Genomic DNA, 26221 nt, shown 5'->3' with positions numbered 1-26221 from the left:
TCCCTCCCGGGCCGACACGGATACGGCGCCCGGTGGGACCGGCGTGCGCCGCATTGGCAGCGCACGCCCTATCAAGTGCTTACTCGGCCGCGTCGGGCAGCTGAGCTGCCTGCGCCTCGTCAAGCTTGGTGTTCTCGAGCTCGACGCTGAGGCCCAGTGAGCGCATTTCCTTGACGAGAACGTTGAAGCTTTCCGGAATACCGGCTTCGAACGTGTCGTCTCCGCGGACGATGGCTTCGTAGACCTTGGTGCGGCCGGCGACGTCGTCCGACTTCACCGTCAGCATTTCCTGCAGCGTGTAGGCCGCGCCGTATGCTTCGAGCGCCCAGACTTCCATTTCGCCGAAGCGCTGGCCGCCGAACTGCGCCTTGCCGCCTAGCGGCTGCTGGGTCACGAGCGAGTAGGGACCGATCGAACGAGCATGGATCTTGTCGTCGACTAGGTGGTTGAGCTTCAGCATGTAGATGTAGCCCACCGTCACCTGACGGTCGAACTGCTCGCCGGTACGGCCGTCATAGAGCGTCGACTGACCGCTATCCTTGAGACCTGCCAGACGCAGCATGTCGTTGACGTCGGCTTCGTTCGCGCCGTCGAAAACAGGCGTCGCAATCGAAACGCCACGCTTCCACTGGTCGGCGAGACGCAGAACCGAGTCGTCGTCGAACTCATGGACCTGTTCGGCCTTCGGGCCGTCTCCGACGACATCGCCGATGGTCTTGCGCAGCGGCTCAATGTTGCCATTGGCCTTGTATGCTTCGATCAGTTCGCCGATCTGGCGACCCATGCCGGCGCAAGCCCAACCCAGATGCGTTTCCAGGATCTGGCCGACGTTCATGCGCGAAGGCACGCCGAGCGGGTTCAGAACGACGTCGACATGCGTGCCGTCTTCGAGGAACGGCATGTCCTCCACCGGAACAATGCGCGAGACGACGCCCTTGTTCCCGTGACGACCGGCCATCTTGTCGCCCGGCTGGATCTTGCGCTTTACCGCGACAAAGACCTTGACCATCTTCATGACGCCAGGAGGCATTTCATCGCCGCGCTGGACCTTTTCGACCTTGTCCATGAAGCGCTGTTCAAGGCGCGACTTGGATTCGTCGTACTGACCACGGAGCGCTTCGAGTTCGCTCTGGACCTTTTCGTCTTCGACCGCGAACATCCACCACTGCGAGCGGGGATATTCGGAGACGACGGCGTTCGACAGCTCGGCTCCCTTCTTGAAGCCCTTCGGGCCGGCAATAGAGGCCTGGCCACGCAGCATCTCGATCAGACGGCCGTAGACGTTACGGTCGAGGATCGCCTGCTCGTCGTCGCGGTCCTTTGCCAGACGCTCGATTTCTTCGCGCTCGATCGCCATCGCGCGCTCGTCCTTTTCAACGCCGTGGCGGTTGAAGACGCGGACTTCGACGATCGTGCCGTAGGTGCCGGGCGGCATGCGCATAGAGGTGTCGCGCACGTCGGAGGCCTTTTCGCCGAAGATGGCGCGCAGAAGCTTTTCTTCCGGCGTCATCGGGCTTTCGCCCTTCGGCGTGATCTTGCCTACGAGGATATCGCCCGGCTGAACTTCGGCGCCGATATAGACGATGCCGGCTTCGTCGAGGTTCTTCAGCGCTTCTTCCGAAACGTTCGGAATATCGCGGGTGATTTCCTCAGGACCAAGCTTGGTGTCGCGCGCCATCACTTCGAATTCCTCGATGTGGATGGAGGTGAACACGTCGTCGGCAACGATACGCTCGGAGAGCAGGATCGAGTCTTCGTAATTGTAGCCGTTCCAGGGCATGAACGCGACGAGCGCATTGCGGCCTAGTGCCAGGTCGCCGAGATCGGTCGACGGGCCGTCGGCGAGGATGTCGCCGCGGTTGACCTCGTCACCGACGGTGACCAGCGGACGCTGGTTGACGCAGGTGTTCTGGTTCGAACGCTGGAACTTCTGCAGGCGGTAGATATCGACGCCGGATTTGCCGGCTTCGAGGTCTTCCGTTGCGCGGATAACGATACGCGTCGCGTCGACCTGGTCGACCACGCCGCCGCGGCGGGCGCCGATGGCGGCACCGGAGTCACGGGCAACGACCGGCTCCATGCCGGTACCGACGAACGGAGCTTCGGCACGCAGCAGCGGCACTGCCTGACGCTGCATGTTCGAGCCCATGAGCGCGCGGTTGGCGTCGTCGTTTTCCAGGAACGGGATGAGCGCGGCTGCGACCGAAACGACCTGCTTCGGCGAGACGTCCATCAAGTTCATGCTGTCGCGCGGGGCGAGCATGACTTCGCCGGCATGACGGCAGACGACGAATTCGTCGACGAAGGAACCGTCAGCGTTCATCTCGGCGTTGGCCTGGGCGACGTAATACTTCGCCTCTTCCATGGCGGAGAGGTAGAGCACGTCGCTCGTCACCTTGCCGTCGACGATGCGGCGGTACGGGCTTTCGATGAAGCCGTACTTGTTGACGCGGGCAAAGGTCGCAAGCGAGTTGATGAGACCGATGTTCGGGCCTTCCGGCGTTTCGATCGGGCAAATGCGGCCATAGTGGGTCGGATGCACGTCGCGGACTTCGAAGCCGGCGCGCTCCCGGGTCAGACCGCCCGGGCCAAGAGCCGAAAGACGACGCTTGTGGGTGATTTCCGAGAGCGGGTTGACCTGGTCCATGAACTGCGAGAGCTGCGAGGAACCGAAGAATTCGCGCACGGCAGCGGCGGCCGGCTTGGCGTTGATCAGATCCTGCGGCATGACCGTGTCGATCTCGATCGAGGACATGCGTTCCTTGATCGCGCGCTCCATGCGAAGCAGGCCGAGACGGTACTGGTTTTCCATCAGTTCGCCGACCGAACGGACGCGGCGGTTGCCGAGGTTATCGATGTCGTCGATCTCGCCCTTGCCGTCGCGCAGTTCGACCAGCATCCTGACCACGGCCAGGATGTCGTCCTTGCGCAGGATGCGGACAGTGTCTTCGACCGTCAGGTCGAGGCGCATGTTCATCTTGACGCGGCCAACGGCGGAGAGGTCGTAACGCTCCGCATCGAAGAACAGCGAGTTGAACATGGCTTCGGCCGATTCCATGGTCGGCGGTTCACCCGGACGCATGACGCGGTAGATGTCGAACAGAGCGTCCTGACGGTTCTCGTTCTTGTCGGCTGTCAGCGTGTTGCGGATATAGGCGCCGACATTGATGTGATCGATGCCGAGAACAGGGATCTCATCGAAGCCGTTCGCCAGAATGATACCAAGCGTCTTCTCGTCGATTTCGTCGCCGGCCTCGAGGTAGATTTCACCCGTCGAGTAGTTGACGATATCGCCGGCAAGGTAGTTGCCATACAGATCGTCGTCGGCGGCCTTGAGGGCCTTCAGACCCTTATCGGACAGCGTGCGCAACAGGCGCGGGGTCAGCTTCTTGCCGGCTTCGACGACGACTTCGCCGGTATCGGCGTCGACCATCTCGGTGATCGCCTTGGCACCCTTCAGCGTTTCCGGCTTGAAGGGAATGCGCCAGCCTTCGCCGTCGCGCTTGTAGAGCGACTTCGTGTAGAAGGTGTCGAGGATTTCCTCGCCGTCCATGCCGAGCGCCATCAGCAGCGAAGTGACAGGGATCTTACGGCGGCGGTCGATACGGGCGTAGACGATGTCCTTGGCGTCGAATTCGATATCGAGCCAGGAACCGCGATAGGGGATGACGCGCGCAGCAAAGAGCAGCTTGCCGGACGAATGGCTTTTGCCCTTGTCGTGGTCGAAGAAGACGCCCGGCGAACGGTGCATCTGGGAGACGATGACGCGCTCGGTGCCGTTGACGATGAACGTGCCGTTGTTGGTCATGAGCGGCATGTCGCCCATGTAAACGGACTGTTCCTTGATGTCCTTGATCGACTTCGCGCCGGTATCCTCGTCGATATCGAACACGATGAGGCGCAGCGTCACCTTCAGCGGCGCAGCATAGGTCAGGTCGCGCTGACGGCATTCGTCAACGTCGAACTTCGGCGGTTCGAACTCGTAGGACACGAATTCCAGCATGGATGCGCCGGAGAAATCGGTGATCGGGAAAACCGACTTGAAAACGGCCTGAAGACCCTCGTCGGGTCGGCCGCCCTTCGGCTCTTCAACCATCAGAAACTGGTCGTAGGATGCCTTCTGAACCTCGATGAGGTTCGGCATTTCTGCGACTTCGGGGATCTTACCAAAAAACTTGCGTACGCGCCTGCGACCGTTGAACGAAAGGGTCTGAGCCATCGTCGCTCCTTCAAAATCTTGCACCCGGGCCTGCAACGGACGGGAACCGATGGCCAGTCGATCCCGTCAATCAATGAGTAATTCAATCTCGTCCGACCCCAGAAAACGCTCAGCTCGGATTGCTGTGCTGCCCTCGGTGCGAGACCATCCTTTTGAAGAACCCATTACCCAAAAGCCGTTTCGACGCGGCTTTTGGGTAATTCGTTCAGAAAAACGGCAAATGGGAGGCAGTAGAGATACTGCCTCCCAAAAGCAGTTCAAGATTACTTGACGTCGGCCTTTGCGCCAGCGTCTTCAAGCTTCTTCTTGATGTCAGCGGCTTCAGCCTTGTTGACGCCTTCCTTGACAGCCTTCGGAGCGGCTTCAACGAGATCCTTGGCTTCCTTGAGGCCGAGACCAGTGATGGCGCGGACTTCCTTGATGACGTTGATCTTGTTGGCACCGACATCCGTGAGGATGACGTCGAACTCGGTCTTTTCTTCTTCAACGACAGCAGCAGCAGCACCGCCGGCAGCGGCAGCAACAGCTACCGGAGCAGCAGCGGAAACGCCCCACTTTTCTTCGAGAAGCTTCGACAGTTCTGCAGCTTCCAGAACGGTCAGCGAGGAGAGGTCGTCAACGATCTTTGCGAGATCAGCCATTTTACTAGTTCCTTTTGTTCGGTTCGAACCGGTTGATTATAAACAGCGAAAAACCGCCTTACGCGGCTTCGTCCTTCTTGGCGTAGGCCGCAAACACGCGAGCAAGCTGGCTTGCCGGTGCTGCAACAACCCCAGCGATGCGGGTAGCCGGTGTCTGGATCATGCCCAGCAGCTTCGCACGCAACTCATCGAGCGAAGGCAGGGTCGCAAGCGACTTGACTGCATCGGCGTTGAGCGTGGTTGTTCCCATGGCGCCGCCCAGAACAATGATCTTGTCATTGGTCTTGGCGAAATCCATGACGACCTTCGGAGCGGTGATCGGATCGGTGCTGTATGCAATCAGCGTCTGACCCTTGAAGAGATTGGACATCCCTTCCGCTTCCGTACCCTGAAGGGCAATCTTGGCCAGGCGGTTCTTCGCGACTTTGACGGTGCCGCCAGCTGCGCGCATCTTCGAACGAAAATCGTTCATCTGCGCGACTGTGGCACCAGCATAGTGGGCCACGACAACTGAGCCCGAAGCCTTGAAGACTTCGTTCAGTTCCGTGACGAATTCGCGTTTTTCCGCTCTTTCCACTGCCTATCTCCAGTTGGCGGGACCGAAAATGGGCCCGCCGGTTGCCTTTTGCCTCCTGGGATCATGCGAGATCCCAAGCGACGCTTGAGGATCCTGTCCCCCCGCGCTCTCGCGCCAATCAAGGCTAAAGAGGCACAAGGCATCCAAGGCTCGAACCGAGTTCCTAGAAGCGAACTTCATGCAAATCGGGTCTTACCCGTCTCATGCAGGCACAGTGATTAAGGGAAAACCACCTGCAATCTCGGACAGGATTCCGGATTTCTCCGGAATATTCCGGCCCCTTGCGAGGCCGGAAATTCAGTCGCCGGGCTTAAAGCCCGGCCATAAACTTACGCAGCCGAAGCTCCGGTGACCGAGCCGGGCTCGATCTTGACGCCCGGGCCCATGGTCGAGGAAATCGCCACGCGCTTGACATAGTTGCCCTTGGCGCCAGCCGGCTTCGCCTTGATGACGGCGTCAGCAAAGGCGCGGATGTTTTCTTCCAGAGCCTTGGCGTCGAACGAGGCCTTGCCGATACCGGCATGGACGATGCCAGCCTTCTCGACGCGGAACTCGACAGCGCCGCCCTTGGAAGCCTTGACGGCTCCGGCGACATCCATGGTGACGGTGCCGACCTTCGGGTTCGGCATCATGCCGCGGGGGCCGAGAACCTTACCGAGACGGCCGACGAGCGGCATCATATCGGGGGTGGCAATGCAGCGATCGAATTCGATCTTGCCGCCCTGGACGATTTCGACAAGCTCTTCGGCACCGACGATATCGGCACCGGCGGCCTTGGCTTCGTCAGCCTTGGCGCCACGAGCGAAGACGGCGACGCGAACCGTACGGCCCGTGCCGTTCGGCAGATTGACGACGCCGCGGACCATCTGGTCCGCATGGCGCGGGTCGACGCCGAGGTTCATCGAGACTTCGATGGTTTCGTCGAACTTGGCGACAGCCCGTTCCTTGACCATGCCGATGGCCAGGGTCAGAGCGTAGAGCTTGGTGGGATCAACACCTTCGTTGATCTTCTGCGTGCGCTTACCAGCCATGATCTTAACCCACCACTTCCAGGCCCATGGCGCGGGCAGAGCCCTCGATCATCGCCATTGCACCTTCGATATCCGCTGCGTTCAGATCCTTCATCTTGGCTTCTGCGATCGACTTGATCTGAGCCTTGGTGAGGGAGCCGGCCTTGGCGCCCTTGCCGGGGGTCTTGGAACCGGACGTGATCTTCGCTTCCTTCTTCAGCCAGTAGCTGACCGGCGGCTGCTTCATCGCGAAGGTGAAGGACTTGTCCTGGTAATAGGTGATGACGACCGGAATCGGCATGCCCTTTTCCATTTCCTGCGTGGCGGCATTGAACGCCTTGCAGAATTCCATGATGTTAATGCCACGCTGACCAAGCGCCGGACCAATCGGCGGGGACGGGTTTGCCGATCCTGCCTTGACCTGAAGCTTGAGCTGGCCTGCAACTTTCTTAGCCATATCTCTCTGCCTTTCATGAACGGCCGGTCGCCCGGCCCGTGATGCCGGATCTCTCCGGCGGCTGCGGTTGCGTGGTGCGGATCATTAGGGTCCGGCTAAGACCCCTCACCTTCCACGCGGATGCGGACAAGGTCCGCAGGAGACAGGCCGCAAGGGCCAGCCTCCAGTCTCTCGCAATCAGACCTTCTCGACCTGAGCGTATTCCAACTCGACCGGCGTTGCGCGGCCGAAGATCGACACTTCCACCTTCAGGCGCGAACGCTCTTCGTCCACATCCTGAACCGTGCCGTTGAACGAAGCGAACGGGCCGTCGGAAACGCGGACCTGCTCGCCGATCTCGAAGGTAATCGAGGCCTTCGGCCGCTCGACACCTTCCTGGACCTGACCGAGAATGCGCTCGGCCTCATAGTCCGGAATCGGAACTGGCTTGTTGTCGGAGCCGAGGAAACCCGTGACCTTCGGCGTATTCTTGATCAGGTGGTAGGCTTCGTCCGTCAGATTGGCGCGAACCATGACATAGCCCGGGAAAAACTTGCGCTCGGAATCGACCTTGCGGCCGCGACGCACTTCCACCACCTTTTCGGTCGGCACGAGGATCTTCTCGAACAGGTGCTCAAGCCCCTTCTGGCGAGCCTTGTTCTCGATATCTTCAGCCACCTTCTTTTCAAAATTGGAATATGCGTGGACGATGTACCAACGTGCCGCCATTTTCATCTCCACCCGTATCAGTTGCCGGTATTCAGCACGAAGCTCAGAGCCCAGCCGATCAGCTGGTCAGCGGCAAAGAAAAACAGCGCGGCGAAAACCACCATCACCAGCACCATGACCGTCGAGATCATGGTCTCGCGGCGCGACGGCCATGTAACTTTGGACGTCTCGGAGCGAACCTGCTGCAGAAACGTAAACGGATTGGATTTGGATGCCATCGACTGCCCACGCAATTACGGCGCGTAAAGCTGAAACTATCAGCCCCACGCACCGCGTGTCTGTTGAACCCTAAATAAACACCGATTTCCGAATACACAAGAGGGAAACCGAAGTTTAACGAAATTACTTGCCACCAATCAATCCCCAGCCGGAAATGCCGCGAGCATGTCCGCGCTGTCCCGCATCCAGGAAAATGGCAGGGGCAGTAGGGCTCGAACCTACGACCTGCGGTTTTGGAGACCGCCGCTCTACCAACTGAGCTATACCCCTTCATACCGATCATTCAGCGCCTGGGCCAAGGCCCGCAAATCGCTGCTGAAAAGCATGGCGCTCCCTTTAAGACGACGACACGGGATTGGCAAGCACGATTTTCGATTTTCAAGGCCATTCTCCTGATATGCGAGCGATCGGCCTTTCAGTCGCGGAACCACGGTCCATTCAGACCTTCACATACTTCCGCCAATCGTGTTCTTCCTTAAAACCCAGCACCTCGCGGATCTTGCGGTTGGAGAGCAGGCCCTCATATTCGCCGATCTCGCGGGTGAAAGGCACGTTCGGAAAGAATCGCTTCGCAAGCTCTTTCGATGGCGTATTGGCCGAGACGGTGTCGTTGGCGGCGTTGAAGACCTGGTAGCCGAGGCCGTCCTTCTCGATGCAGAGATGGCAGATCTGCCCGAGGTCGCGGGCGTCGATATAGCTCCAGGCGATTCGCTTGCGCAACTCGGGATTGGCGAAATAGGTCGGAAACTTCTCGTATTCGTCAGGCTCGATGACGTTGCCGATGCGTAGCGCATAAATGTCGAAACCCGAACGTTCGGCAAAGGCGCGCGCCGTCTTTTCGTTGACCACTTTGGAAAGGCCGTAGGAATCCATCGGATTGACGTCGTAGTCCTCCTCCAGCGGGAACTGGTGGAAATCGCGATGGCCTTCGGCGAAGCAGACGCCGTAGGTCGTCTCGCTCGATGCGACGATGATCTTCCGGATGCCGAGCTTTACCGCCGCCTCGATGACATTATATGTGCCCATCGTGTTGATGCGGAAGGTTTCGTTGTCGGGCTTGATCAGGATGCGCGGGATGGCGGCGAAATGCACGACGGCGTCGAAGGGCTGCACGCCCCTGCCCGCGTCGAGATCGGGAAAATCGCGATGCATCGAAAGCGCGTTGAAGACCTGACCGCTATCGGTGATGTCGGCGATGAGATTGGTGACGCCGGGGCTATCGAGCGGCACGAGATCGAGGTTGTGAACCTCGTAGCCGGCATTGACGAGCCACGGCACCGCATGGCGACCTGCCTTGCCCGAACCGCCGGTGAATAGAATACGTCTCTTCATGGAATATCCTCCGCGTCATGAAATCGGAGGCATAGATAGACGCTTCCGCGCGAAGAGCAAGCGAGCGTCCTGCAAGGGTTCACCCCCGCGTCGCCAGGAGCATCCTATCCGGGAGCACCTGACCGATTATTTCCGATCACCGCAGAACCCTGCGATGTTCGGCAAAGGTCGTCACTTGACGACACTTACCTCGCCAATCTGCACTACGGCAGACTGAACAACTTCTTGCGGTATTGCAGCGATGAAAAACATCGTGAAAACATACATCGCGAATATCGTCGCAGCGAATGTGGCCTTTGGAATCATCCGGGCTCTCCTCTTTGCAAGGAGGAGTCTGGACTACATTGGTCCAATCACAAACCGGTTTCTGAACGTGAGATGAACAAAATACTGTGACAGGCCAACTTAACGATATTTTTACAACACCTGTTAAACCTACAGGAAGCCATCAAAATGAAAAACCCCGCTGTTTCCAGCGGGGTCTTCATAATTGCGGATAACTCGAAAGTTACTCGACGATCGACGCGACGATACCGGCGCCGACGGTGCGGCCGCCTTCGCGGATGGCGAAGCGCAGCTTTTCTTCCATCGCGATCGGAACGATCAGCTCGACCGATACCGTGACGTTGTCGCCCGGCATGACCATCTCCGTGCCTTCCGGCAGCGTTACGATGCCGGTCACGTCGGTCGTGCGGAAGTAGAACTGCGGACGGTAGTTGGTGAAGAACGGCGTATGACGGCCACCCTCTTCCTTCGTCAGGATGTAGGCTTCAGCCATGAACTTCTTGTGCGGCTTGACCGAACCCGGCTTGCACAGAATCTGGCCACGCTCAACACCATCACGGGTAACGCCGCGGATCAGCGCGCCGATGTTGTCGCCAGCCTGGCCCTGATCGAGCAGCTTGCGGAACATTTCAACGCCGGTCACCGTCGTCTTCGTCGTCGGGCGGATGCCGACGATCTCGACTTCCTCGCCAACCTTGACGATGCCACGCTCGACGCGGCCGGTCACAACCGTACCGCGGCCCGAGATCGAGAACACGTCTTCGATCGGCAGCAGGAACGGCAGGTTGATCGGACGCTCAGGCGTCGGGATGTAGGCGTCAACAGCAGCCATCAGCTCGCGGATCGCGTCTTCGCCGATCTTCTTGTCCGAATCTTCGAGAGCGGCCAGCGCCGAACCCTTGACGATCGGGATATCGTCGCCCGGGAAGTCGTAGGACGACAGCAGTTCGCGAACTTCGAGCTCGACCAGTTCGAGAAGCTCGGCGTCGTCAACCTGGTCGACCTTGTTCAGGAACACCACGATTGCCGGAACGCCAACCTGGCGAGCCAGCAGAATGTGTTCGCGTGTCTGCGGCATCGGGCCGTCAGCGGCCGAGCACACAAGGATCGCGCCGTCCATCTGGGCAGCACCGGTGATCATGTTCTTGACGTAGTCGGCGTGGCCGGGGCAGTCGACGTGGGCGTAGTGGCGGGCCGGCGTCTCATATTCAACGTGAGCCGTCGAAATCGTGATGCCACGCGCCTTTTCTTCCGGAGCCGCGTCGATCTGGTCGTACGCCTTGTACTCACCGAAGTACTTCGTGATCGCTGCCGTCAGAGACGTCTTACCGTGGTCAACGTGGCCAATCGTGCCAATGTTGACGTGCGGCTTGTTGCGCTCAAACTTACTCTTTCCCATTTGAATGCTTCCTGTGAACGAAAATGGTGGCCCCGGCGAACCGGTTTAGTGCCGCCGTTTAAGGCTTTCGGCGACATTGCGCAAGACTTAATTGCAGACGCCATTCTTGGCCTGACAGCGCATATGGGAGACAATTCGCCGCCTGCAAGGCGATTCGCCAAAGCCCCCTCGAAAATCGCTGAAATCTTAGAGAAAATCGCATGGGCCGCCTGAGACGCGCCATAGACGTTCGGCGTCGAGCGCCCTTCCCTGCCAACCGATAACTGCAATCGTCAGCTTCTCCGCCAGCGCCGGAGACGTCTCGGGACAATCGCTGCAGCGGTCGTATGAAGTCGTGTAGCGGAAACTGGAGCGGGTAGCGGGAATCGAACCCGCGTATTCAGCTTGGAAGGCTGCTGCTCTACCATTGAGCTATACCCGCGGGGTGGTCCGATCCGATGACGAATGGTGGAGAGAGTTGGATTTGAACCAACGTAGGCTGAGCCAACGGATTTACAGTCCGTCCCCTTTAACCACTCGGGCATCTCTCCAGTTTTTTCGTCCGGATCGCAAGACCAAGTTCGTCAGACTTCGAAGCGTTGCCGCCCGTCGTCTGCGCCGCGTATATGACCGGAGCATTTCAGTCTGTCAACACGATGACAACGGAAAAAACACGAAAAATTTCATTCGCCGCCGAAAGCCGGCATATGAAAGAAAGCCTATGCGGCAGCGAGCGCCATGGCTATAAAGCTGCATGAGCAAAGACAACAAATCCGGCGGCAAGACCGCGACAGACCCATCCGCTAAGGATACGCATTACGCCACTCTGCGGCGCGCCCACCGTGACGCCAAGCGCGAACGCGGGGAAATTCCGACACCTCAGCCGCAGAAGCGAAAGCGCGGCGGCGAAGACTGGAAGCCGCCGGCGCTTGCGCCCGACCAAGTGCATCTCTATGGCCTGCATACGGTGCGTGCCGCGCTCGACAATCCCGAGCGCAAGAAGATCAAGCTGTTCGTAACGCAGAACGCACTGGCGCGCCTCGAAGTCGACGTCGAAGCGCTCGGCATTCCCTACGAGCTCGTCTCGCCGCAGGAGATCGATAAGGTGCTCGGCCCTGAGGCGATCCATCAAGGTGTCATGCTGGAAACACGGCCGCTTCCGGTCCGCCGGCTCGAAGCGCTGAAGGAAAGCCCTCTCCTGCTCGTCCTCGATCAGGTGACCGATCCGCACAATGTCGGCGCGATCATGCGCTCGGCCGTCGCCTTCAATGCGGGTGCGGTCATCACCACCCAGAGACATAGCCCGACCGAATCGGGCGTGCTCGCCAAGTCCGCCTCCGGCGCGCTGGAACTGATACCTTATATACAGGTCACCAATCTCGCCGATGCACTCGGTGAATTGCACAAGCTCGGTTTCTCCACCATCGGCCTCGATTCGGAAGGGCCGGCGCCACTCGAAGGCACCTTCTCGGGCGAGAAGGTGGCGCTCGTGCTCGGCTCCGAGGGCAAGGGACTTCGGCAGAAGACACGGGAAACCGTCAACGCACTTGCCCGTCTCGACATGCCGGGCGCGATCAAATCGCTCAACGTCTCGAACGCAGCGGCAATCGCGCTTTATGCGGCGCGGCTCCACCTAAAGGCATAGGCTGGCCCGCAGGCAGTCATTCAAATTGCTACAGAGCCTTTTGCGCGTCTGAAAAGACGCGCAGCGCTGTCGTCGCGACAAAGGGGAATTGTCATGATCCGTTTCATCCCTAGGCTTGCGGCTTCGGCGGCAGCACTCCTCGTCTGCGGTTTCGCATACGGGCAGGATATCGATCCCGATATTCTCAAAGCGCAGGCCGGGACATATCTCGTTGCCCCGGAAGACGGAGGAGCCGGATGCCGGCTGACGCTGGAAACCGGCGAAGCGATCGGCGGCTATTCGCTCTCCGGTCAGGACTCCTGCATCAAGCCGCTGCCGGCACTTGCTGAAGCCTATTCCTGGAATTTCGACGGCAATGGCGGCGTCATCCTGATCGATGCGACGCGCAAGGTGCTCGCTCGCTTCGTCGAGAACGAAGGTTCGCCGATGAAGACGGAAAATGGTGCGGCGCTGTTGCTGATCGCGGCCCCTGACGGCGTCGATCGCCTGCCGACCGCCAGCAGCCTTGCCGGGACATGGACGATGCAAAGACCGGACGGCGAAAGGCTCTGCGGCGTGACGCTCAACAGCGATGTCGATACGGACGGCAACGCGCTGCTGTCACTTTCCGAAGATTGCGCTGCCAATGTCGCCAGACTGAAGCTCGCAGTCTGGCATATCGAGGGTTTCGGGCTGACGCTGATGGGCCGTGACGGTTCGTCGCTTGGCTTCGACATGCGCGCCGACGGCAATTTCGATAAGTCGAAGGAGGAAGGCGGCAAGCCGCTTTCGCTCGTCCGCCGCTAACCCGCAGCCAGGCTCCGATGACGGAAAAATCCACTTTTGCCTTGGAATGACGCCCCGGGGCACTATGATCGGGCGATGTCCGGTTGTAGCGACCAGCTCAGAAGCAAGAAGGAACGATCCCTATCATGGCCATTCGACCGCTGATTTTCGGTATCCTCTTCATCGCGGTCTTCGTCGTGATTATCATCAGCATCATCTGGGTGGACACATCGCACCCCATCCACCAGCCCGATCCCCTGTCGCCGACGGCGCCCGGCCCCGCGACGCCGGGACAGGTACAATAATACTGGCAGGAACGCGGACGGCGATCATGCGTTAATCCCGGAATCGAACGAGGATTGAACGCTTATGCGCATAATGATCGCCGTCGTCGCCTTCATGATTGTCTCCGTGCTAAGCATCGCGATCATGTCGCCCTCCGGCGCCGGACAGACCGGCAATGGCGACAGGATCGAGGCGAGCGTCAACGAACCCGTCACTCATTAAAATAATGGCCCGGGTGATCCGGGCCATTATTGTCAGCTGCGGTAGAGCCAGAACGGCATGCCGCGATCGCGATGGCGCCAGTCGCGACGCTCCTGCCAACGCTCGGCGCGCCACCGCCGTGAGTGACGGCGATCATCGCGCCAGTCGGATCGGCGCCAATCGCGCCCATCGCTCCAGCCACGGTCATCACGGTCGCGATCACCTCGCCAGCCATCACGAATTTGAACGATATCGCCCTGCGTCGACACCGCCGGCCGCTCGGCCGGCATGGCGGCGGCCGGTGCAACGGACGCGAAAGCCGCACCGACGGAAATGGTTGCGGCGAGAAAGAGATGTGCGAGCTTCATGGCTGTTTCCTCATTGATGATGAGGCGAAGATAAGCGGATGCGGCTGAATTGGCAGTGAAGCAGCCCTTCACGCGCGGTTCATCAAGCGATACGTGCTGTCTGAAAAGTCTGCTGGTGCGATCGATCGAAGCAACGTCGAACCCAGGCTACGGTTTAGAAGGCGGTATCGTAGGGAAAAGATGGTGCAGCCAACCAGAGCATTCTCGAACCAGGCCGCCTTCGTTCGTAACGTAACTACGACGCGACAGCCTCCGCTTAGCTGCTCTCTTCGGCTCGCCGAGCCGAAGCTCACAGAGCTAGGCTGGTGCCCCCGCCAGGGTTCGAACCCGGGACCCCCTGATTACAAATCAGGTGTAAAAACTATGTTTCACAGTGCTTCTTCGGCTTCATGCGCCATATGTGCGCCATCGCCGAAAATGGACGTCGAAATCTGATCCATGATGTTGCGGTGAGTATCGCTCGGAAACATGTGCCCATACCGGCTCATGGTGACGGCGAGTGACGAATGACCGGCAAAGGTTTGAACCGTCTTCGGCTGCATACCGGCTTCGATCCATGTGCTGATCGCGAAGTGGCGGAGCGCATGCCAATTGAACGGCGTGAACTTCCTGCCTTCATCTGTAGCCTTCTTGGCAGCAGCGATAAGCAGCGGCCGGAACTCGCGCTTCAAGATGTTTTTATGATCGAGGAATCCGCCCTTGGCATTTGGGAAAATCAGATCTTCTGCTTCCGAGCTCATGGCTGCTTCTTTCCATGCTCGCAACTCGGCCAACATAGCTGAGGAGAGTGGCACGCGCCGGATGCCTGCGGTCGACTTAGTGGTGTCCTCATTTTTGTAAGCGTCGACACGACCGTCGACGGTGAGCTCGCCAGCGTTGAACGCCGCGTGCTTCCAGCGAAGTGCATAGAGTTCGGAAGCACGCACGCCTGACGACGCCGAGAGACGCATACGAACCCTCAAGCTTCCCACTGCTTCGGCGAGCGCCGCCGCTAGATCCGCCTTCGATGGCGAGATAACCTTCTTAGACCCCTCGCCTCGCTTGCCGGTTACGCGGATGGTAGCCGCCGGATTGATCGCCATAAGATCATTGCCAACAGCGTTCTGAAGCGCCCTAGAGAGACTTCCGAGGATGCGCCGAGTCGTCACCACGCCGACCCCGGCCGCGCGCAAACGGTCACGGAAATCCCCGATCACCTTCGCGGATGCTTGGGAAAGCTTTACAGCACCGATTCCGCCATCGAAAATTATCCTGGTCTTCTCCGGCTGCTTTGCTCGGTGCTCTTCGGTCGGGGCAACGTAATTCCGCAACTGTCCTTCGACGGTCCTATAATAATGTTCTGTCACATGTTCGCCGCGGTCTCGCCTGTCGGCGAGCAGCTTGAGGTAGTCAGCAACAGCTTCGTCGATCGTGGTGCTGGCCGCATCGGCTCGATATGTGCCGCTGACGACCTGATGCGTTACTTCTGTGCGGCGGGCCTCGGCGTCCCGCTTCTTCTCGAATTGCTCTTTGTGCCGCTTACCGCCCGCATCAGTGTAAGCGAGCACCCAGGCCTCGCGCTCGACACCCTTGCTTGTCTTCCATTTTCGTTTGGTGATTGTCGCCATTCCATGACCCCCTGATTGAATGGCACATGAAAGCATGGCACGGAAACGTAAGCAAGGTTAATCCTTGCTAAATTTGTAAGTTTACAGCAATGTGGGGAAACTGGATAAGGCACACTTATCCACGTTCAGAAATAGCATGTTTACAAAAATTATGTCAATCCCAATGAGGAGAAAAAATGAAGTCTGATAACGATAATAATTTTGGCGGCGACCTCCTTATCGGGGCCAGCGCAATTGCGAAATTCCTCGGCGTATCGAGCCGGCAGGTCTATCGGCTCACCTATGATGGGATAATGCCGCATTTCAAACTGGGTGGGAGCGTTGCGGCTCGGCGATCGTCCCTCACAAAATGGATGGCCGAAGCCGAGAGGACTGCAGCATGAAGGTCATCCGCATCGAAAATGTCTTCTCTAGCAACCCATCAATCTCGTGGTTTTCGGTAGACGTCGAACTCGACGACGGCACCATACTCCGAGATGTCGATGTCATCGACAACGGTACATCTATCAATGTGAACGGCGCGGACCCGGCCCTCCGAGAGCAGATTATCGGAGCGACCTTCGAAGAAGCCAAGCGACGGCAGAGATAACCTCACCACCAGGAGACAATATGCACATCATATCAATCCGCCCGGAAACAACGGGCGGAAACACACTTGCGCGCTTCGACGTGCAACTAACGCCAGACATTCGGATGTTCGGCATGAAGTTGGTCGCCACGGCTCGCGGGCACCGAGTGTACCCGCCGCACACCTCGACGCACAACTGCGCCACTTTCGCGCCCGCGTTCGCCGAATCCATGATCTGCGCCGCCTTGGCAGCACTTGCAGGAGAAAACCTTGACCGCAGCAACGCAGCCTAAGTTAGCCGAGCACGATGAGATCGCGCAGCGCCTTTACGAAATTTGCGACCAGATAATCGACTGGGGGCACGCCTCGGCGAACATAGCCGTTGTGCCGGCCAAGGACGACGGCTCGCCCGATCACGGCAAAGCGCATCCCGTCAACATGGCGAGCCCGTCGAGCGATAGCGGGCCGTTTGATATGGCCGAGGCGCTGCGTTGGGTTGTGCTCATCGACGACATAGATGCATGCGAACCGCAAACCTCTCTCATCTTCTGGGTTAACCATGAAACCGGCAACCCGACGCTTGAGCAGGTGTCCGGACCGGCGGCCGATGCCGACATCGCGATGCGGATCATCGCGCGCGATATCGGCGCAGCGCCGCCCGTACAAGACAATGAGCCAAGCGCCCTGCTCAAGAGCATGGACGAGTTCATTGCGCGACGCGATAGGGAGAAGCCCATCGCCGCTAACGACAACAAGCCCGCGCCACAACAGGCGCCCGCCGCGAAAACAGCCGGCGCCACCGTCGTACAGGTCATCAACCCTGCCGATTGGCACGGTGAGCCAGTTCCGACGAGGGAATGGTATTGCGAGGGTCTTATCCCGATGAGGACCGTGACCATCCTCAACGGCGATGGCGGTGTCGGCAAGTCCCTGCTCGCGTTGCAGCTCGCCGCGGCTGGTGCCATGAGCCTTGACACGCTAAGCATGGAGCCGCTCGCTGGTCGTACGCTTGTGTTGGGCGCCGAGGATGATGCAGACGAGTTCCAGCGCCGCCTTGACGATATCGCGAGGGCTCACGGCAAGGAACTCGACGTCCTATCCATGCTACGCCTAATCCCATTGGCCGATCGGGATGCGCTGCTAGCCGTTCCCGATCGCGCACAGGTGATGCAGCCGACGCCGCTTTGGCGCGGGATCGAAACATATGCGCGGGATTTCAAACCCAAGCTTATCATATTGGATACGGCGGCCGACCTCTTCGGCGGCGACGAAATCAAACGTTCTCAGGTTCGGCAGTTCATCGCCATGCTTCGCAAGCTTGCGATGGAGATTGATTGCGCCGTCGTCCTGTTGGCGCACCCATCGGTGCAAGGCATGGCAAGCGGCACCGGCTCGTCTGGCTCAACGGCGTGGAACAACTCGGTGCGCTCTCGCCTCTATTTGACCAAGGGCGACAAGGACGCTGATCCTGACATTCGCATTTTGAAGACCATGAAGTCGAACTACGGCAAGACGGGCGACGAAATTCGCATCAAGTGGAAGGACGGCATCTTTGTCCTAGACGATGGCAAACCGTCGCCTAGCTCCGCCCTCGTTAACGTGCGGGCCGAACGCATCTTTCGCGACGTGCTGTCGGCAATAAACAGATCCGGCGAGCGTGTAGCGAAGACCAAGGGCCTCAATTATGCGCCGAAGGTGATGGCCGAGCGGCCCGATGCAGAGGGGCTTTCCGCGAAGTTACTGGAAGCCGCAATGCAGCGATTACTCGCTGCGGGGGAGCTCCGGGTTGTTATGGAAGGACCGCCGTCAAAGCCGAGGCAGCGGCTCATACTGGAGGCGGAATGCTACGGGGCGGCGGAGTAAACCTGGCACTTGGTTCTTATTTCCACCCCACGTTCCACCCCCCTACTACCCCTGTTCCACCCCCTGTTCCTTCCACCCCCTATAACCCCCATAGGGGTGGAACACCCCTGGTAGGGTGGAAGCCCTACCGGTTGTTCGCACTCCCAAAATAAACGACTGCTGACTGGGTAGGATACCGAAGGTTGCGCATGACGCGTCCTCGTCCCGCGCCGCGATAACTCACTCGGCGTTTTCGGCGTTCTTGCTCGAACTTCCGTTCAAAACCCCCGCGGCAGCCGCAACTGCCGCGGCCGGAGCCAAAACTGCAGCGGAACCTTTTGACGGTATCAAAGCGATAATTTTGTCAGCAATGCCCGGAATACTTTCTAGGCTTTTTCTAATGCCTGGATTCGAAAGCAACTCTTGGAGAGGAGAACTATGCGTCTCCTTTTCCATAAGGCGAATAGGAGCCTCTTCAAGACGATCAAGCGCCGAAGAAAACAGGCGTTTTTGCAGGGATGGATCGATCTCAATCGCTTCCTTTCTGTAGCCCTCGTAGGCGCGCGAGACTGCGGCTTTGAAAGCATAATCCTCCGCAAGTTTAAAGCTCACTGCGATCTGTTTGGTAGACAGCCATGCAAACCATATTGGTCCGCCGACACCAAACAAGGTCAGCGCCAAATTCATCCAAATGACGTGGACGGGGCTGTCATTTTTCAACAGGGCCTGAAGTGTGGTCACTCGCTCAGAGCCAATCAAAAAGGCCGCTATGAGCGCGGCCAGCAGACCGATCACCCAAGCAGAGCCAGCCCAGGAAAGGCTGGCTTTTCTTGTCTCGAAAGCCGTGGCCAGACCCACTCCGGTTGAACCGCGCAGCGCTTGCTCACTTCTCTCCACGAGTTTATCAGCGCGAACCTCTGCTTCGTCGATCCGCGACGATGCCGCCGCAGCTCCATCCTTGATATTTTCGATGTTAATCAGATTCTTTTGGGCTGCCTCAAACAGCACTTGGACATCATGGATTATCGTCGCGACCTCCTCTCGTTTTGACGCAAGCTCCGCGAGATCTTCTGGCAACTGCTCCGCGGCTGCATGCGCAGCATCAATGTCGGAGATCTTCATTTCCAGTTCTAGTGATTTTGGTTCAAGCCGCTCAAGATTTGCTTCCACCGCGCGAAGCCTTCGCGATAAATCCTTAGGAAGGGTGGACTTGTCCTGTACACTTTCCCAATCCAAGGGTACCGGGCCTTTTGCTTCGGTGGGAAGCCTGGCGTTGATCATTTGGAGGGTCATCATCAAGCCGTTAAACCCGGTGTTCGGATCACTAGGCAATTGACCATAGCTCACATTGGACAAAGTCTCTGGCAAGGTAGCTAGATATTGCCCGAGCTTCCCTTTCTTCATATCACCGTCCGAAAGGCCACGAATTCTGTCAGCCGTGAAGGTGATATAGTCAAAGACGAACGACGCGCTGTATGCCGGCAGGTATCCCTGAATCGTATTCAGCATCCGATCCTCTGGCCACCCCTGAGATGTAAAAGCGGCTACCAACTTGGTTCTCAGCCCCAGCACACTGTCCGCAACTTCGGTTAATGTAATAGCCATCTGTCCCCCCAGCCGTTTGTTCGTCAAATATGACGTTTCACTTTCGTCATCACAACTATTGCGATGTCCAATACACATGTTTCTATAGGGGTACCTCCGATCGCTCCCTGCCGCATCAGCCGTACCGGCGCCCTCCCTCATCACTAATGCAATTACAGTTTTTTCCACGCGCGCGATCACGCGTAACGCGCGCGCGAGAAAACACTACGTTTTTTGGCATGCCGGAGGGGGGGGGCATCGGCGTTCTCGGCCGTTCTGCCGCGGGACCGGTCTGGCAGCAAATTTCTTGCATCCGCAAAATTCGCAAAAACAAAAAACCCTCTTGCTTTCGCAAGAGGGCCTTCTGTCTCAGTTAGGAGAAGAACCCAACGATTGAGGCCCAGCTGATTTTCACAGCGAAGCACAACCGGAAAGTCTTTTCCGACTGATTGGCCTCGATAAGGAAGAGAGCGTTCATGACGCCTCCTTTCATATCGTCGTGCGTGGTCTTTGGTATCCGCCCATGCACAGTTGGACCAATGTCGATGACTATTTCCCGTTAAAACAGCTGGGCGGTGGTCATCGTCACGCGGCTGTTCCGTGTTGAAACTGAGGTGGGTACGAAGGCCGCCAACGACAAGTGCCCGAAAAAGGCGCGGCCGCATTTCTACTCGCCCGGCTGGATATTTTCCGCTGTTTACACTATATCTTGTCATTGCAGCCATCATCACCGCACGGAAACATATCGCCGACCGCCTAAGCGGTCAGACGTCCTCGATTCATGAGTGATAGCATGACGACGAGAATAACTTTCGCGCGCAAGAATACCGACGGCCAGATCTGGGAGGCACCGCCTCGACTACACGCCGCGGCCAACGATAATTTCCGCCCGATCGCCACCGGCTGCGGCGATGAACTCGAATTCATCGACCGCGGCAAGGCTTGGTATTCCTCAAATTTCTACAGAGACCAGCACGCGAACGACCGACGGGACTGGCCGCTCGAGAAGCTTTTGAATACCGAACAGAACGATCACTGCCTTCGGCTGGCAAGGCGCTATCGACACCTCCACGACGTAGCCACCCTGCCCACCGAGCTTATCGGGACCGATGCGGCAGACAACGTGTACATCCTCCACAAGGAGGATGCAGAAGGGAGGCCGAAGGAGATCAAGGTGGTCACCGGCAAGCGAGCAAACGTCGACACGGCTCCAACACGCGCCGCGGCGATGACCAGCGAAACGAAGAGGCGGGCCGCTCCCGTACCCAAGACGTGGCAAGGCGACATGCCTTTAATCGCAAAGATCGATGCAGGCCGCGAACTCGCATATCTCAGAGCGCGGCTAGCCGTGACTGATAACATCATCTCCGCCTTCGAAATGGCCGTCTTAGACGGCGACACCCTCGAAGCAATCGGCCGGGCATTAGGCGCGGGAAGCAAGGGCGCAAAAGGCGCGGCTCGCGCCTGGGTGTTCGACGGTTTTCAGATCGTCGATCGCTTCTGGCAACGACGAGCGGCATGAAGGGGTACCTCATTCTCGAATCCCAAGAGCTATAGGCAGGAACCAGGGTCGCTTCGGCGGCCCTTTTTATTGCAAGCCGCCTATCACCGGCTTGCCGGTGGGCTGCCCTACGGGGTGTCCCACCGTCAAATCCCGGCATCTCTTTTGGTAATGCCGGTCGATCGAGCGCCCTGCGGGTTAGGCACCTGCGGGGCGCTTACGCTTTCACAAAACCTCACACAATAAGGAATCAAAAATGGCTTTACCTTCATTCACCGTGACCTGCGGCTACGCAGGATCTAGCGCCGCGCGCTATGCGTCTCACTCGCTCATCGGCAAGCTTGTGTGGCAGGAAGCGCCCAGCACGGGTGTACCATCCACCAGCATCGCGCCTGACATTAATGACGCCTCTGGCGCCGCAATCTTCCGTGCCCGCGGGGCGGCCGACTCATGGCTGTCGTATGGGAAGTCTCCCAACTCCGCTGGCGCCGTCCGCGTAGCCATCCCGGCAAACACCGACGTCGACGTCTATCCGGAGCCCGGCGACAAGTTCATGTGGCAGGCCGCGTAATATGGCGACGCTCCGCCAAACGTGCGCGGCGCTGGACGAGGTTTTGCGCCTGCCACCTTCCGCAGCACGGGGGCACGCACAGCGGCTACGGTCGGCAGGATACCTGCCTGCGGTACAGGGACTGCCCACCCAAATCAGTAGCGAACACGTGGCAGCCATCATGATTGCAATCGCGGTCGGCTCGCCCCTCATCGATGATTACCTCAATCTTCGGCCAGGCACAGGCGGGCCGACCTTCGGAGAGGTGCTTGCCGGCTTCGTCGAAAAACCGAACGACTTACTTGAGATCACAATCGACACGTTGGCGCCCGGCGCTTCCGTGACGTTTCGAGGCGTCGATCACGGCGTCTCCACCATCGCCTTCTATCCGGTCCTCCCAAAACCGAGGCCGGCCTTCGATCGCGAGGTGAGGCTTGGGCCTGAAGTCTTCATCAAGCTCGCCGCGGCCATCGCCGCAGCTCCGGAAGTGCGCGCCGGCCGCCCGCGGCTGCGCGACCGATATTCAAGGACATGAAAATGCAAAAATCAGCGCCGGCAAAGCCGGCAATCCGCGTGCGCAGCCTGGCGGAGGCCGATCAAAATTATGCGGCCGCGAAAGAGCTTGTCACCCGCCTCAAAGCTTCGAGCGCGAAGCTTGACACCGAGGAAAGCGAGCTCATGCACCGGCTCGCCAACCGCCCGCCTTCCGCCGAAAAGACCGGCCGCGTTGCTGCCCTCCTTGGCGACGCAACCCCGGAAGAAGACGAAGCGCCGGACGGCGTGCGTGCTCGCCTTAAGACAATCGCAGGCGAGCGGGTCGATCTGCGTGCCGCGATCGAGATCGCGCAGCAGCGCCTCGCAAAGGCTCGCTTTGGCGCAAGCAGGGCGATCTGCGCAGAAGTGGCGCCGACCTACGCGGAACTCGTTAAAGCCCTTGCCGACGCCTTGCTGGCCGCGCACGCGGCACACGCGGCTCTACTGTCTATGACGAATGAACTGTCGGCCCAGGACGTTGCCTGGACTGGCCACCTGGCTCCGCTCCAGGCTCACGGCATTTTCGGGCACGAGGGCGGCAAGCTTGCCATCTGGCTGAAGGACGCTGGTGCTGCGGGCTTCATCAAACAATCTGACATTCCGCAGGAGCTCAAAGTCTAATGGAACGAGCCAGCCAACCTAAACGAGGCGGCTATCCGCGCGTCAAGAACGAAATCCGCGTGAACGGCAAGCTTGATCCAGACTTGCCTAACGATCCGATCAAGATCGCACTAATCCTCCGAGAGCGCCGTCTCAGTAAGCGGGACGCGAAATCGGTCAAGGCGAAGGCCGAGGCGGCGATGAAGGCGCGAGGCATCCCGGTCTAGCCGGGGGTGGGTCGCCTTTGACGTTCGCTCGCCCTGGGTACCGGCATTGGGCATTCGTACGCAACGCCACGATTGAAAATATGAGGGTCGGCAGTATAGGTCGGCAAAGAGAGCGAGGGTAAGAAGCGCCGCTTCTCACCCTCGGTTGCTAGCTCACAAGTGCGGCAATTGTGGTGCCTACCTTCGCGAGAGTAATTATCATGCCATACGGCAATGACCGAATTGCTTGGCTAACGCTCCACCAATGGGCATAGATCGGCCCAAAGCTGAAGTATACCTGCTCGAATGCTTCATCAAAGGCAATGAGAGCATCTTCTTTGTATTCGCGACTCGCTGATGACCAGACGAGAAATCGAACGATTTTATGTGGCTGTCTCGCCATGGTAATTCTCCATTGGACGGAGAACACCTGGTGCATTCACAATCGCGGCGGTCCTAGCCAGAGCCCTCGCACCTGGTGTCTCAAGTCGGAACACCTTCTTCGAACGGCCGCCACGAACGGGCTCTGGATCCTTTATCTCGGCCGAGATCATCCCCTTTTTCTCCAACTTGGAGAGCGCAAGGTAGAGTTGGCCCACGGCCACATCTCGCCCGAGTAGCTGGCTAAGTTCTGCTTGAAGTTTGGACCCCCAAGATTGCTCTTTTAGCTTGTTGATGGTTGCTAAGAGTTTGAGTTCAAACGAACCTACTTCGTGAACCTCTGCCTCCGCCAACGTGTGTGTAATTGTGCTTTGCACATGGAAGCTCCTTCCTTGTTACGTGCAGCCGGAATTGGCTGCACAGCGTATATATATAACACGGTGTGGATGATTACAAGGACGTCTCATAATGATCGTCCCGTCGACCACTAAACATCAGAATTAGCTGGAGAATTTGAATGGACATTTTGACCGTGCCAATCACGCGGGTCGCCGTTGCTTGCCGAGCGCACGGAGCAACCGATGGCAACTGACCTCGAAAAACTCGTGGTGTCCCTGTCGGCCGACATTCGAAAATATGAGAACTCGCTCAACCGCGCGATGGGCCAAACCAATAAGGCGGCGAAGTCGATCGAGACGCGTTTCGCCGGTCTGAACAAAAAGATAAGCGGCGGCTTCAACACGTTGACCACTGGCGCGGCTCGGGCATTTGCCCTGATCGGCGGGGTGCAAGGGTTCAAGACACTCAGCGACGCCGCGACCGGCATCGACAATGCGCTGAAGGTTGCAGGTCTTTCCGGTGCGGAACTCGAGAAGGTTTATCAGTCGCTTTTCGCGTCGGCGACAAAAAACGCTGCGCCGATCGAGACACTGGTGCAGCTCTATAGCCGTCTTTCTCTCGTTCAGAACGAACTGGGTGTCTCCCAGCAACAAATCGTGACGTTCGCGGATAACATCGCACTCGCGTTGCGCGTCGGCGGAACGTCCGCAACCGAGGCCAGCGGCGCGCTACTGCAGTTGAGCCAGACCTTGGGCGGCGGCGTTGTTCGGGCGGAAGAGTTCAATTCTATCCTCGAAGGCGCGCCGACCATCCTGCAGGCCGCTGCAGCGGGCATCAAAGAGGCTGACGGATCGGTCGCGAAGCTACGCCAAATTATGCTAGACGGCAGTCTGTCATCCAAGGCGTTTTTTGACGGTTTCCAAGCCGGTGCGCCGATCCTTGCGCAGAAAGTCGCGGGCTCCGTTCTCACGATCGACCAGAGGCTCGGCAACTTGCAAACCGCGCTCATCAATGCCGCCCGGGAGTTCAACTCTTCGGCGAAGGCTGGGGAAACGTTCGGCGCCGAGATCGACCGCACGGCCGCATTCGTCAACGGCTTGAACTTCGACCAAATCATCACGCAGCTACAGGCCGTGGGGGCGCAATTCGAGAGTGCGGCGGCAACGGCGCGCGCCTTCGGGGAAGCCGTCGGTCTCGCAAACGTCGGCAAGGCCATTGTGGGCTCGCTGCCGGGCGATACGGTCAAGAGTTACCTTGGTGGCGGCCTCGTCATCAAACAAGACGGCCTCATCACCGACCGAATCAATGATGCGTTCACCGAAACGATCGACAGCGCTATCCGGCAAACCGGTGATCTTACTGCCGACGCCGTGAAGAAAAGCGTCATCGGTGGTGGAGAGGCCACAACACCGAAGGCTGGCCGGCTTCCGGAGACGCCAAAGGTTAGGCCGATATCGCTGGCAGACTATCCCGTTACCGGAACGTCGTCCGGAGGCGGCAGTAAAAGCAAGGGCGGAGGAGGCAGCAAGAGTGCTGACGAATACCAGCGCGAGATTGAGCAGATCAAGGAGCGCACGGCGGCACTGCAAGCAGAGACCGCAGCGCAGGAATCCATAAACGGCGTCATTTTCGAACTGGAGCACCAATGACCGGTTATATTCTAAAGCCGTTTTTCGACCGCGTTGAGATTCTGTCGGATGGCGCCAACTACCTGCCCGACGGCACGGTCGTTGACATACGAGAGAAGGTGAAAACCTCTCCGATCTTACCCCTGGCGGTCGTCGGCAGTGGATCGGTGCCGGTCATCGATGTGCTTTCTGACATGATCTTCGTTGCTGCTAAGGTAACTGAATCCGTTGACGACACACTGGCGATTCTCGCCGAGTCGCTGAGCGCCATCAGGGCGAAAGGCTTTGCTGGAGACAGCCCGGCCAGGATGGCCATCGGAGCCATCTCCGAAACGCGCGGGCCATTGACGCTGTTCTTCTCGACGTTCGAAGATGAAGCAGCGGCACCATTTGAGCTGCATGACCGGCCGTTCGGTTTTGGCCAGGGTGAATATCCGCCACCTGAGGAAATGGTGGCTGCGGGCTGGAGCCACAGCGCACCGCTTGCCGAGTATGGGCCTTTTCTCTTCGAGTACATGCGAGCTCGAAAGAGGCAAAATCCTGCCTATCCGGACGCCGAGCTAATCTATTCCATCGGCGGCCATCTCGATCTCACCGTCGTTCGTTCCGACGGCTACGAACGACGCCTGCTCCTGACGTGGCCAGACGTCGTCGGCGAACGGATTGACCCCAATCCGCCCGAAGACACCGGCGTGCCGTTCGACGACGGCTCGATGTTCAGCGACGGCACGGGCTGGGCATAGACCAGAGCCTCGTCACCACAATCACAGTTTCACAGCCGCCTCTGAGCG

General features: G+C 58.7%; 28 protein-coding genes and 4 tRNA genes. 15 read left to right on the top strand and 17 right to left on the bottom strand.

The features are described 5' to 3' along the window. Positions 1-79 precede the first annotated feature (79 nt). The 12 genes from rpoB to RLCC275e_RS07195 form a co-directional block, all read right to left on the bottom strand. The gene (rpoB, locus tag RLCC275e_RS07250) at positions 80-4219 is read right to left on the bottom strand and encodes a DNA-directed RNA polymerase subunit beta (RefSeq protein ID WP_003547525.1); all 4140 of its coding nucleotides are present in this window, start codon (positions 4217-4219) and stop codon (positions 80-82) included. A gap of 263 nt (positions 4220-4482) precedes the next feature. Then, on the bottom strand, positions 4483-4860 hold the full coding sequence (gene rplL / locus RLCC275e_RS07245) for a 50S ribosomal protein L7/L12 (RefSeq protein WP_020049535.1): 378 nt from the start codon (positions 4858-4860) through the stop codon (positions 4483-4485). A 58-nt stretch (positions 4861-4918) separates the two neighbouring features. Next, positions 4919-5437, bottom strand: coding sequence for a 50S ribosomal protein L10 (gene rplJ / locus RLCC275e_RS07240; protein ID WP_003547522.1), 519 nt, complete (start codon positions 5435-5437; stop codon positions 4919-4921). Positions 5438-5766: 329 nt separating this feature from the next. Beyond that, positions 5767-6468 carry a 50S ribosomal protein L1 gene (rplA, locus tag RLCC275e_RS07235; RefSeq protein ID WP_003558525.1) on the bottom strand — a complete coding sequence of 234 codons (702 nt, stop codon included), beginning with the start codon at positions 6466-6468 and terminating at the stop codon, positions 5767-5769. A gap of 4 nt (positions 6469-6472) precedes the next feature. After that, entirely contained in the window at positions 6473-6904 is a 432-nt protein-coding gene (gene rplK, locus RLCC275e_RS07230; RefSeq protein ID WP_003547518.1) for a 50S ribosomal protein L11, read from the bottom strand. A 177-nt stretch (positions 6905-7081) separates the two neighbouring features. Continuing rightward, positions 7082-7612 (bottom strand): transcription termination/antitermination protein NusG, encoded by a 531-nt coding sequence (gene nusG / locus RLCC275e_RS07225; RefSeq protein WP_003547516.1) that lies wholly within the window; start codon positions 7610-7612, stop codon positions 7082-7084. Positions 7613-7629: 17 nt separating this feature from the next. Continuing rightward, entirely contained in the window at positions 7630-7830 is a 201-nt protein-coding gene (secE, locus tag RLCC275e_RS07220; RefSeq protein ID WP_003558522.1) for a preprotein translocase subunit SecE, read from the bottom strand. A 195-nt stretch (positions 7831-8025) separates the two neighbouring features. Further along, positions 8026-8101, bottom strand: a tRNA-Trp gene (locus RLCC275e_RS07215). Positions 8102-8269: 168 nt separating this feature from the next. Then, positions 8270-9163 (bottom strand): NAD-dependent epimerase/dehydratase family protein, encoded by an 894-nt coding sequence (locus RLCC275e_RS07210; RefSeq protein WP_033179557.1) that lies wholly within the window; start codon positions 9161-9163, stop codon positions 8270-8272. Positions 9164-9671: 508 nt separating this feature from the next. Then, entirely contained in the window at positions 9672-10847 is a 1176-nt protein-coding gene (gene tuf / locus RLCC275e_RS07205) for an elongation factor Tu (RefSeq protein WP_020049533.1), read from the bottom strand. A 347-nt stretch (positions 10848-11194) separates the two neighbouring features. Continuing rightward, positions 11195-11268, bottom strand: a tRNA-Gly gene (locus RLCC275e_RS07200). Between the two features lie 24 nt (positions 11269-11292). Then, a tRNA-Tyr gene (locus RLCC275e_RS07195) sits at positions 11293-11377 on the bottom strand. A gap of 203 nt (positions 11378-11580) precedes the next feature. Between RLCC275e_RS07195 and rlmB the strand changes: the two genes are divergently transcribed. The 4 genes from rlmB (at position 11581) to RLCC275e_RS07175 (ending at position 13743) form a co-directional block, all read left to right on the top strand. Further along, positions 11581-12471, top strand: coding sequence for a 23S rRNA (guanosine(2251)-2'-O)-methyltransferase RlmB (gene rlmB, locus RLCC275e_RS07190; protein WP_033184466.1), 891 nt, complete (start codon positions 11581-11583; stop codon positions 12469-12471). Between the two features lie 93 nt (positions 12472-12564). Further along, positions 12565-13257, top strand: a complete 693-nt coding sequence (locus RLCC275e_RS07185) for a protease inhibitor Inh/omp19 family protein (RefSeq protein WP_033184465.1) — start codon at positions 12565-12567, stop codon at positions 13255-13257. Between the two features lie 125 nt (positions 13258-13382). Beyond that, on the top strand, positions 13383-13541 hold the full coding sequence (locus RLCC275e_RS07180) for a hypothetical protein (RefSeq protein WP_003558513.1): 159 nt from the start codon (positions 13383-13385) through the stop codon (positions 13539-13541). A gap of 64 nt (positions 13542-13605) precedes the next feature. Then, the gene (locus tag RLCC275e_RS07175; protein ID WP_003558511.1) at positions 13606-13743 is read left to right on the top strand and encodes a hypothetical protein; all 138 of its coding nucleotides are present in this window, start codon (positions 13606-13608) and stop codon (positions 13741-13743) included. A 32-nt stretch (positions 13744-13775) separates the two neighbouring features. On the opposite strand, the gene RLCC275e_RS07170 is transcribed toward RLCC275e_RS07175, so the two are convergent. From RLCC275e_RS07170 to RLCC275e_RS07160, 3 genes are all read right to left on the bottom strand, one after another. Next, entirely contained in the window at positions 13776-14162 is a 387-nt protein-coding gene (locus RLCC275e_RS07170; protein WP_171816998.1) for a hypothetical protein, read from the bottom strand. 231 nt (positions 14163-14393) lie between these two features. Next, positions 14394-14476, bottom strand: a tRNA-Thr gene (locus tag RLCC275e_RS07165). Further along, a complete protein-coding gene (locus tag RLCC275e_RS07160) occupies positions 14459-15697 on the bottom strand; it encodes a tyrosine-type recombinase/integrase (protein ID WP_050516885.1) in 1239 nt (412 codons plus the stop codon). Before RLCC275e_RS07160 ends, RLCC275e_RS07165 begins: the two co-directional genes overlap by 18 nt. 176 nt (positions 15698-15873) lie before the next feature. Here RLCC275e_RS07160 and RLCC275e_RS07155 point away from each other — a divergent pair, with 176 nt between their 5' ends. Genes RLCC275e_RS07155 through RLCC275e_RS07140 form a run of 4 tightly spaced genes read left to right on the top strand, consistent with a single transcriptional unit; the run spans position 15874 to position 18128 of the window. Continuing rightward, on the top strand, positions 15874-16080 hold the full coding sequence (locus RLCC275e_RS07155; RefSeq protein WP_033184462.1) for a helix-turn-helix domain-containing protein: 207 nt from the start codon (positions 15874-15876) through the stop codon (positions 16078-16080). Continuing rightward, a complete protein-coding gene (locus RLCC275e_RS07150) occupies positions 16077-16286 on the top strand; it encodes a hypothetical protein (protein WP_027689771.1) in 210 nt (69 codons plus the stop codon). Before RLCC275e_RS07155 ends, RLCC275e_RS07150 begins: the two co-directional genes overlap by 4 nt. Before the next feature lie 20 nt (positions 16287-16306). Continuing rightward, positions 16307-16558 (top strand): hypothetical protein, encoded by a 252-nt coding sequence (locus RLCC275e_RS07145; RefSeq protein ID WP_050516884.1) that lies wholly within the window; start codon positions 16307-16309, stop codon positions 16556-16558. Next, complete coding sequence (locus RLCC275e_RS07140; RefSeq protein WP_050516883.1) at positions 16536-18128, top strand: AAA family ATPase; 1593 nt, start codon at positions 16536-16538, stop codon at positions 18126-18128. Before RLCC275e_RS07145 ends, RLCC275e_RS07140 begins: the two co-directional genes overlap by 23 nt. Before the next feature lie 219 nt (positions 18129-18347). Here RLCC275e_RS07140 and RLCC275e_RS07135 read toward each other — a convergent pair whose 3' ends face one another. After that, entirely contained in the window at positions 18348-19712 is a 1365-nt protein-coding gene (locus RLCC275e_RS07135) for an AAA family ATPase (protein WP_141653440.1), read from the bottom strand. Between the two features lie 772 nt (positions 19713-20484). On the opposite strand from RLCC275e_RS07135, the gene RLCC275e_RS07130 reads away from it, so the two are divergent. The 5 genes from RLCC275e_RS07130 (at position 20485) to RLCC275e_RS07110 (ending at position 23103) form a co-directional block, all read left to right on the top strand. Further along, positions 20485-21213 carry a hypothetical protein gene (locus tag RLCC275e_RS07130; RefSeq protein ID WP_033184461.1) on the top strand — a complete coding sequence of 243 codons (729 nt, stop codon included), beginning with the start codon at positions 20485-20487 and terminating at the stop codon, positions 21211-21213. A gap of 235 nt (positions 21214-21448) precedes the next feature. Beyond that, positions 21449-21763: a hypothetical protein gene (locus RLCC275e_RS07125; RefSeq protein WP_033184460.1), complete on the top strand. Its 315-nt coding sequence runs from the start codon at positions 21449-21451 to the stop codon at positions 21761-21763. A 160-nt stretch (positions 21764-21923) separates the two neighbouring features. Then, positions 21924-22277, top strand: a complete 354-nt coding sequence (locus RLCC275e_RS07120) for a hypothetical protein (protein WP_246723426.1) — start codon at positions 21924-21926, stop codon at positions 22275-22277. Beyond that, positions 22274-22897 carry a hypothetical protein gene (locus RLCC275e_RS07115; protein WP_246723425.1) on the top strand — a complete coding sequence of 208 codons (624 nt, stop codon included), beginning with the start codon at positions 22274-22276 and terminating at the stop codon, positions 22895-22897. Before RLCC275e_RS07120 ends, RLCC275e_RS07115 begins: the two co-directional genes overlap by 4 nt. Continuing rightward, positions 22897-23103, top strand: coding sequence for a hypothetical protein (locus tag RLCC275e_RS07110; protein ID WP_033184458.1), 207 nt, complete (start codon positions 22897-22899; stop codon positions 23101-23103). The genes RLCC275e_RS07115 and RLCC275e_RS07110 overlap by 1 nt, the downstream gene beginning before the upstream one ends. Before the next feature lie 362 nt (positions 23104-23465). Here RLCC275e_RS07110 and RLCC275e_RS07105 read toward each other — a convergent pair whose 3' ends face one another. Next, positions 23466-23840, bottom strand: a complete 375-nt coding sequence (locus RLCC275e_RS07105; RefSeq protein WP_050516881.1) for a PadR family transcriptional regulator — start codon at positions 23838-23840, stop codon at positions 23466-23468. A 204-nt stretch (positions 23841-24044) separates the two neighbouring features. Here RLCC275e_RS07105 and RLCC275e_RS07100 point away from each other — a divergent pair, with 204 nt between their 5' ends. Together RLCC275e_RS07100 and RLCC275e_RS07095 are read left to right on the top strand one after the other, a co-directional pair. Continuing rightward, positions 24045-25451 (top strand): tape measure protein, encoded by a 1407-nt coding sequence (locus RLCC275e_RS07100; protein WP_033184456.1) that lies wholly within the window; start codon positions 24045-24047, stop codon positions 25449-25451. After that, positions 25448-26173, top strand: a complete 726-nt coding sequence (locus tag RLCC275e_RS07095) for a hypothetical protein (RefSeq protein ID WP_033184455.1) — start codon at positions 25448-25450, stop codon at positions 26171-26173. Before RLCC275e_RS07100 ends, RLCC275e_RS07095 begins: the two co-directional genes overlap by 4 nt. The last annotated feature ends 48 nt before the right edge of the window (positions 26174-26221 follow it).

The organism is Rhizobium brockwellii (assembly GCF_000769405.2).
Classification (GTDB): domain Bacteria; phylum Pseudomonadota; class Alphaproteobacteria; order Rhizobiales; family Rhizobiaceae; genus Rhizobium; species Rhizobium brockwellii.
This window is presented reverse-complemented; position numbering and strand designations above follow the sequence as displayed.